This is a genomic window from Candidatus Sulfotelmatobacter sp. (assembly GCA_035498555.1).
Taxonomy (GTDB): domain Bacteria; phylum Eisenbacteria; class RBG-16-71-46; order RBG-16-71-46; family RBG-16-71-46; genus DATKAB01.
Map to the genome: position 1 here is coordinate 1 of DATKAB010000143.1, position 7274 is coordinate 7274.

The 7274-nt window shown below is 69.5% G+C and carries 7 protein-coding genes; 4 read left to right on the forward strand and 3 right to left on the reverse strand.

The window, feature by feature from the left end; genetic code table 11:
• The coding region (locus tag VMJ70_12105; protein HTO91866.1) for an efflux RND transporter permease subunit at positions 1–917 on the forward strand (917 nt) is incomplete at its 5' end.
• Positions 918–927: 10 nt separating this feature from the next.
• The gene (locus VMJ70_12110; GenBank protein HTO91867.1) at positions 928–1566 is read left to right on the forward strand and encodes a class I SAM-dependent methyltransferase; all 639 of its coding nucleotides are present in this window, start codon (positions 928–930) and stop codon (positions 1564–1566) included.
• A gap of 7 nt (positions 1567–1573) precedes the next feature.
• On the opposite strand, the gene mutY is transcribed toward VMJ70_12110, so the two are convergent.
• On the reverse strand, positions 1574–4045 hold the full coding sequence (gene mutY, locus VMJ70_12115; GenBank protein HTO91868.1) for an A/G-specific adenine glycosylase: 2472 nt from the start codon (positions 4043–4045) through the stop codon (positions 1574–1576).
• Positions 4046–4049: 4 nt separating this feature from the next.
• On the opposite strand from mutY, the gene VMJ70_12120 reads away from it, so the two are divergent.
• The gene (locus VMJ70_12120) at positions 4050–4889 is read left to right on the forward strand and encodes a transglutaminase-like domain-containing protein (protein ID HTO91869.1); all 840 of its coding nucleotides are present in this window, start codon (positions 4050–4052) and stop codon (positions 4887–4889) included.
• A 52-nt stretch (positions 4890–4941) separates the two neighbouring features.
• Here the strand turns inward: VMJ70_12120 and VMJ70_12125 are convergent, their stop codons facing one another.
• Together VMJ70_12125 and VMJ70_12130 are read right to left on the reverse strand one after the other, a co-directional pair.
• Positions 4942–5121: a hypothetical protein gene (locus VMJ70_12125; protein HTO91870.1), complete on the reverse strand. Its 180-nt coding sequence runs from the start codon at positions 5119–5121 to the stop codon at positions 4942–4944.
• Positions 5122–5139: 18 nt separating this feature from the next.
• Positions 5140–6225, reverse strand: coding sequence for a hypothetical protein (locus VMJ70_12130; GenBank protein HTO91871.1), 1086 nt, complete (start codon positions 6223–6225; stop codon positions 5140–5142).
• Positions 6226–6321: 96 nt separating this feature from the next.
• Here VMJ70_12130 and moaA point away from each other — a divergent pair.
• The coding region (gene moaA / locus VMJ70_12135) for a GTP 3',8-cyclase MoaA (protein ID HTO91872.1) at positions 6322–7274 on the forward strand (953 nt) is incomplete at its 3' end.

The following is a 7274-nucleotide window of genomic DNA, read 5'->3' on the forward strand; positions in this document are numbered from 1 at the left end:
TGCGTACGCCGATCGCCACCTCGCAGACCGACAAGAAGACCGGGATGCCGGTGATGGTGCCGCTCGATCAGGTCGCCAGCCTGCGCCGCGGCGGCGCGCCCGCGCAAATCGACCGGCGTCAGCTCCAGCGCGTGGCCACCATCGAGGGCAACTACCAGGGCCGACCGCTCACCGACGTCGTGCGCGACATCCAGACTCGCCTCGGGCAGATCGATCTGCCGCCCGGTTACAAGTTCGACTTCGGCGGCGAGCAGGCCGACTTCGTCGAGACCGTCGGCTACATGCTCGAGTCGCTGTCGCTGGCGGTGGTGTTTCTCTACATCATTCTCGCCAGCCAGTTCGGCTCGTTCCTGAAGCCGCTGGCGATCATGCTGTCGCTGCCGCTGTCGATGGTCGGCGTCATGGGAGCGCTCGCGATCACGCACGGCACGCTCAACATCATGAGCATGATCGGCATCATCATGCTGATGGGACTGGTCACCAAGAACGCCATCCTGCTGGTGGACTTCGTGAATCAGGCGCGCGAGCGCGGTGAGCCGCGCGAGAAGGCGCTGGTGGACGCGGGCCAGCTTCGTCTGCGCCCGATCGTGATGACCACGCTGGCCATGATCTTCGGCATGCTGCCGACCGCGCTCGCACTCGGCGAAGGCTCGGAGTTCCGCGCGCCCATGGCGCACGCGGTGATCGGCGGGCTGATCACTTCGACCTTGTTGACGCTGGTGGTGGTGCCGGTGGTCTACACGTTCCTCGACGACTTCGGCGCCTGGGCCGGCGCGCGCGTCAAGCGCTGGACCAGCGAGCCGATCGCGGCCGAGGTCGAGGCTCCCAAGCCGCCGGTGCGCAGCCCGGATCGCGCGCCCGAGCCCGTGCCGAGCGGCGCTCCAGTGCCGGCGCGCGCCATGCGGCGCGCGGAGTAGGAGGATCGCGATGCCGGCCGCCAGCCGATTCGAACGCCGTGGCTTGCGCCTTCGTGGCTTCGCATGGGCCATGCACAAGATCAACCGCGGCTACGAGCGACAGGTCGCGGCGCGCAAGGGGCCGCTGCTCTCGCCGCTCACCGGCACGGTGGTCGAGATCGGGCCCGGTACCGGGCCGAATTTCGCCTATCTCCCGCGCGACGTGCGCTGGATCGGCATCGAGCCCAACGTGCACATGCATCCGTATCTCGAGCGCGCCGCGCGCGCCTACGGCATTTCCACCGAGCTGCGGCCGGGGCTCGCCGAATCGCTGCCGGTGGAGGACTCGAGCGCCGACGCGGTGATCAGCACGCTGGTGCTGTGCAGCGTGCCGGATCTCGACGCCGCCTTGCGCGAGATCCGGCGTGTGCTCAAGCCGGGCGGGCGATTCGTGTTCGTCGAGCACGTCGCGGCACCGCCTGGGACCTGGCTGCGCCGGGTACAGGGCTGGGCGCGGCCGATCAACTCATGGCTCGGCGACGGCTGCCGGCCCGATCGCGAGACCTGGCGGAACATCGAGCGCGCCGGATTCGACCGCCTCCAGATCGAGCACGCGCGCCTGCCGTTCGACATCGCCTCGCCGCACATCTTCGGCACCGCCTTCAACTGACGCGCGATCACGCGCGCACGCGGACCCGCAGCCAGCCTTCCAGGTCCGCGTACACCCTGAGCCGCTCGCCCTCCACCAGCACGGCCTGCGGGGTGATGCTGCTGACCGCGCCGCTCAGCTCGTAGCGCCCGGCGGTGCGGTTGAGCGCGCGCGAAAGGCCCTCGCGCAGCTCCTCGAGGCGCGATCGCATCGGCCAGCTGGCGCGCTTCTCGATCGCCTCGCGAATCAGCGAGTGCCCGATCAGATCGGCGAGCCGCACCGACAGATGCGGCGAGTCGATCGAGTAACGCAGATTCTGAATGGAGACGGCGTCGGTGAGCGAGTCGTACCGCGCGACTCCCGAGAGGTACACCGTGCCGCGCGCCGCGCCCGACACCTCGACTGCGACGACCAGGGTCGAGCCCGCGCCGCCCACGCGCACGTCGCCGACGCGGAGCTTCTGGCCCTTCCATTCGAACTCCCGGTGTTGCAGCTGGCGCCGCAGCGAGTCCGCGACGGTGGCAAGCGCGAGGTCGCCGACCACGCGGATGTGAAGTCCGGGTGGGTCGGAGATCGCGCTCAGCCGGGGCAGGCTGTCGGTCCCGGCCGAGGGGCGCGTCGCGGTCTCGATCACGGTCGGCTCGAAAACGAGCTGAGCGTTCAGGGTGACTCGAGCCCCTTCGCCCTCGAGCGACGACACTCCCAGCGCCTTCGGGGCGAGCGTCAGCCAGATTCCCGGCCGCACCGCCATTGGCCGCTGAAGCGCGGCCCAGGCCGAATCGGCGGTTGGCCTGAGCTGCGCCCGCGACCGCAGCTCGATGCCACGATCCAACTGGTTCAGCTGCCCGGACAACCAATCGGTGAGGCTGGTGCGGAGCAGCCCCGAGAGATCGATCTGGGCAGCCGTGACCGGACAGGGGTCGATCTGCAAGCGCGGCGGCGCGCACTTCGACTGGATCCACCAGTCGGGCTGCACCGCGACATCGGATTCCAAGATCGCTTGCGCGGTCTTGAGATGGCCCGCCGCGGTGTCGCCGCAGCCAGCACTGAACAGGCACGGGCCGCCCTTGCTCGCCGTCACGCAGCCGCGCACGGCGAAGTGGACGGTCGCGGTGACGATGAGCGTCGCCCCCGCGGCCGTGAGCGTGACTGGATCGCGGCGCTCGTAGTGCTGGTACTTGAAGTTCGATCCGGTCGCTTCCCAGGCCTTCCAGCCGTCGTCGAGCGACGGGATCGCGGAGTCGATCGCGGCGCGCAGCGGCTCGAGCTCCACCGTCACCGGCACGGTGGCCACCGAGAGCCGTTCGGCGGGCGCCGTCATCGCCGCGGGCTTCGGCTCCTTGAGCCGGATCGCGGGCGCGCAGCCGGTGAGAAGCGCGCCCACACCGAGCAGCGCGCCGGCCGCGGAGATGCGCAGCACGCGCGCCGCGAGCGCCGTGAGCGGGACGGCGGGTTCGCGGGCGTCGATCAGCCGCAGCTCGGGCCGTCGCGCGGGCGCGTTCCGGAGCGATCCCTCCCACACTTCTACCTCGATCCTGCGGTGGGTGATGGCGTGACGCACCGACCGGCCCGTATCGACCAGACGCGCGCGCATCCCCAGCCGGCGCAATCGCGCGCGCAAGGCCGGGCCGGCGACGGCACCGTCGGCGAGCTCCACGCCGGGCGGCTCCCACAGGCCGTCGAGGAGATCGCCGGAGCGCCGCTCCACCAGCCAGCGACCGCGCCACGCGAGCAGCGCGAGCGCTCGCCTCACCCGCACCGCGGTCCGCCGCGCCGCCGGCGGCGGTAGCTCATCGACCCGGCGGGTGCGCAGCGCCACGCAGGTTCGGGCGAGCGGGCATTCGCCGCATCGCGGCGATCGCGGCAGACAAACCACCGCTCCCAGCTCCATCAAGGCCTGATTCCAGTTGCCGGGCTCTCGCATCGGAAGGAGTCGCCCGGCCAGCTCCCAGAGGGCTCGCGCCTGGCGCGGATCGCGGACGCCCAGCGGGAGGCCGAAGAGGCGCGCCAGCACGCGCGCCACATTCCCGTCCAGAACCGGCGTTTTTTGGTCGAAAGCTATGGAGAGGACCGCCCCGGCGGTGTAACGGCCGACCCCCGGCAGGCGGGAAAACGCCTCCGGGTCGTCGGGAACTCGCCCGGCGTGATCGCGCGCCACGAGCCGGGCCGCCTCACGCAGGAAGCGCGCGCGGCGGTAGTAGCCGAGCCCGGCCCAGGCGGAGAGCACGCGATCGAGCCGGGCGGCCGCGAGGGATTCGAGCGACGGGAAGCGATCGAGAAAACGATGGTAGTAAGGGACGACGGTGGCCACCTGAGTCTGCTGGAGCATGACCTCCGAAACCCAGATCGCATAGGGATCGCGGGTCGAGCGCCAGGGAAGCTTGCGAGCGTGGCGGGCATACCAGGCGAGCAGGCGGCGGCGGAGCGCCGCGACGACCCGCGGAGCGAGCTGCGGCAGCGACGGAAGTGAGGATCTCGAGACTCGAGAGGAACGCGACACCAGTATGATTCCGACTGATCCCATTCGCCAGGATTTCATTCGCAGCGTCGAGCGTCCCGAGCCGGCCATGGATCTCGCCCGTACCGCGCTGATCGTCGCCGCGGAGTCCGATCCCAACGTCGACGTGGACGGCGTGCTGCACACGCTCGACAGCTGGGCCGACGAGTTGCGCCGACGCCTCGATCCCGATTGGAACAATCTGCAGAAGCTCGCGCGACTGCGCGCCTACTTGTTCGAGGAGCTGGGCTTCGCGGGCGAGCGCCGAGACTACTACAACCCCAACAACTCGCTGCTCCACCAGGTCATGAAGAGTCGTCGCGGCATTCCGCTCACGCTCGCCATCGTTTTCATGGAGCTCGGCTGGCGGCTCGGCATTCCCTTCGAGGGCGTCGGGTTTCCCGGGCACTTCATGGTGCGACTGACCGGCGAACCGGGCGACCTGATCCTCGATCCGTTCGAGCACGGCTGCTCGGTTCACGAGGAGGATCTGCGGCGCATCCTGCAGGAGGTGGGCGGCGGCGCGCTCGAATTTCACGAGGATCTAGTGGCGTCGGTGGGCAAGCGCGACATCATCCGCCGGCTCCTCAACAATCTGAAGGGGGCCTATCTCCGCGCCGGCGACGATCAGCACGCGCTGGCGGCGGTCGAGCGGCTGCTCCTGATGCTACCCGGCGACGCTCACGAGACGCGCGACGCCGGCCTGCTGCTCTACCGGCTCCAGCGCTACGGTCAGGCGCTCGAGAAGCTCGAGGCATATCTGGCGACAAAGCCCGACCCCACCGACATAGATTCGGTGCGCGCACACGTCAAGGAGCTCCGCCAGAAGCTGGCCGAGATGAACTAGCTTCGCTCGAGAGGCGACCGAGCAACGCCGCGAGCGTCGCTCCCGGCCGAAACTAGCCCACGTCCTTGAGGTTGGGGGTCGGCATCTGCGAGCCGGTCCACGCGCACTGCATGATCACCCCGCAGCGCGGGCACTCGAATTGAGCGCGCTTTCCTTCCTCGGCGGTGGGCATCCAGCGCTCGAGCTTGGTCTGGCAGCCCGAGGTGTAGCAGAGATACACGCACAAAGGCATGGGACGCTCCGCTGAGACTCAGGACTTCGCCGGGGCCGGCCCGACGTGAAAGGCGTAGAAGCGAACCCCGGGATCGTCGGGAGACAGTTTGAGCACGTGGCGCCCTCCCCGCGCGATCGCGTAGAGCCGCGGCTCGGTCACCTGAACGAAGGCCGCGCCCCTGGGATCGAACTGAACGTCCTCACCGGCGTCCGGCGGCAGGATCCAGTGTTCGTCCTGCAACACCCACACCCGGCTCGATCCGGTGACCGGCGGTGCCATCATCACCACCACCGGCCCGGCATCATAGCGAATGGCGATCAGGTTCGCCGGCCCCGGACGCGCCGCCTCGAGCCGGTCGGCGCGTGGAATCCACCAGCCGAGCGGCACCGGCACCAGGTTCGACGAAGCCTCCTGGAACTGGAACTGCGCGGTGAACGGCTGGGCCTGGTCGAGCTTCGCGCCGGCGAGGGGGCTCGCCGCGACCTCGCCGGGAGCGAGCCCCACTCGCCTCCAGCGCGGCGCGGAATCCTCGGCCGGAGTGGACGGCCCGGTATCCTCGGGAAAGTGAAGGTCGGGACGATGAACGCGGAGGCTCGCGCGTAGCGAGCCCTCGAGTGCGCGCGCCGACGCCGTTCCCCCGATCCACTTCGCCGGCTGATCGCCCTTGTCGCGAAGCACCACAACCGGGCCGCGCTCCTGGAGCAGAGCCGCGGGCGGCGGCCTGAAGCTCAGGGCGCTCGCGAACTTGAGCCCGAGCCTCGCGGCGGCCACTTCCGCGACCACACTGTCGCGAAGACTCGGCTCGCGCGCGAAGGCGATGCCGACCACGCGCACCCCGTACCGTGCGTAGGCCTCGTGCCAGGCCTCGATGGTGGGCATCATCTCGTGGCAGGAAGGATCGGTCGGGTTCCACAGCACGAACAGCGTGATCGCGCTCGGGGTGCCGAACGCGGACCGTTCGCCGATCCAGGTCTCGGCAGTATCGGGGATCGCCAGCACCTGCGGCGGGATCTCCGACGGCGGACGCGGCGCACCAATCGCGACCCGATCGCGGCCGAGCATCGCGAGAGTCGCGGCGAGAATCCCGAACCATCGGCGCCGGGCAGGTGAATTCGTCAACATGGGCGGATCGAGCCTATCACGCGCCGCAAGCTCCGGGGCGCGCCTCCCAGGGGGATCAGGGGATTTTCAGGAAGCCAAGCGGCTAGAATAGGGGCCATGTCGAATTCCGACCCCCCGGCGGGCAGCCGGAGCCTGGTGGACACCCAGGGGCGGGTGGTGCGCGACCTGCGCATCTCCGTCACGGATCGCTGCAACCTGCGCTGCGTTTACTGCATGCCGGCCGAGGGCATGCCGTGGCTCCCGCGCGAGCAGCTCCTCACCTACGAAGAGATCACGCGGTTCGCGCGCGTCTGTCTCGATCTCGGCGTGACCGGTATCCGGCTCACCGGCGGCGAGCCCACCGTGCGCAAGGACCTGCCGGTGCTGGTGCGCATGCTCCATACGCTCGCGCCCGGGCTGGACCTCTCGCTCACCACCAACGCGCTCAAGCTCGCGGAGCTGGCCGACCCGCTGCGTGACGCGGGTCTCACTCGCGTCAACGTGAGCCTCGACACGCTCGATCGCCGCCGATTCGAACAGCTGGCGCGGCGCGATCGACTTGCCGACGTGATGAAGGGCCTCGAAGCCGCGCGCCGCGTCGGTTTTTCGCCGATCAAGATCAATGCCGTGCTGATCCGCGACTTCAACGGCGACGAGGCCCTATCGCTCGCCGAATGGGCGCGCGAGCAGAACTACGAGCTGCGCTTCATCGAATGGATGCCGCTCGACTTCCAGCACCAGTGGGATCGTTCGAGGCTGGTGCCCGCGGACGAGATCCTCGCCCAGATCTCTTCACGCTTCCCGATCGAGCCGGACGAGGGCGAGGACCCCAGCGCACCGGCCACGATGTACCGCTATCGCGACGGGCGCGGGAGAATCGGCGTGATTGCGTCGGTGACGCGGCCGTTCTGCGGCCGCTGCGATCGTATCCGGCTCACCGCCGACGGGCAGATTCGCCTCTGCCTCTTCTCGCTCACCGAATACGATTTTCGCAAAGCGATGCGTTCGGGCGCCGACGATCAGCAGATCGCCGAGCTGCTCCGCGCCGCGGTCTGGCGCAAGGAGCCCGG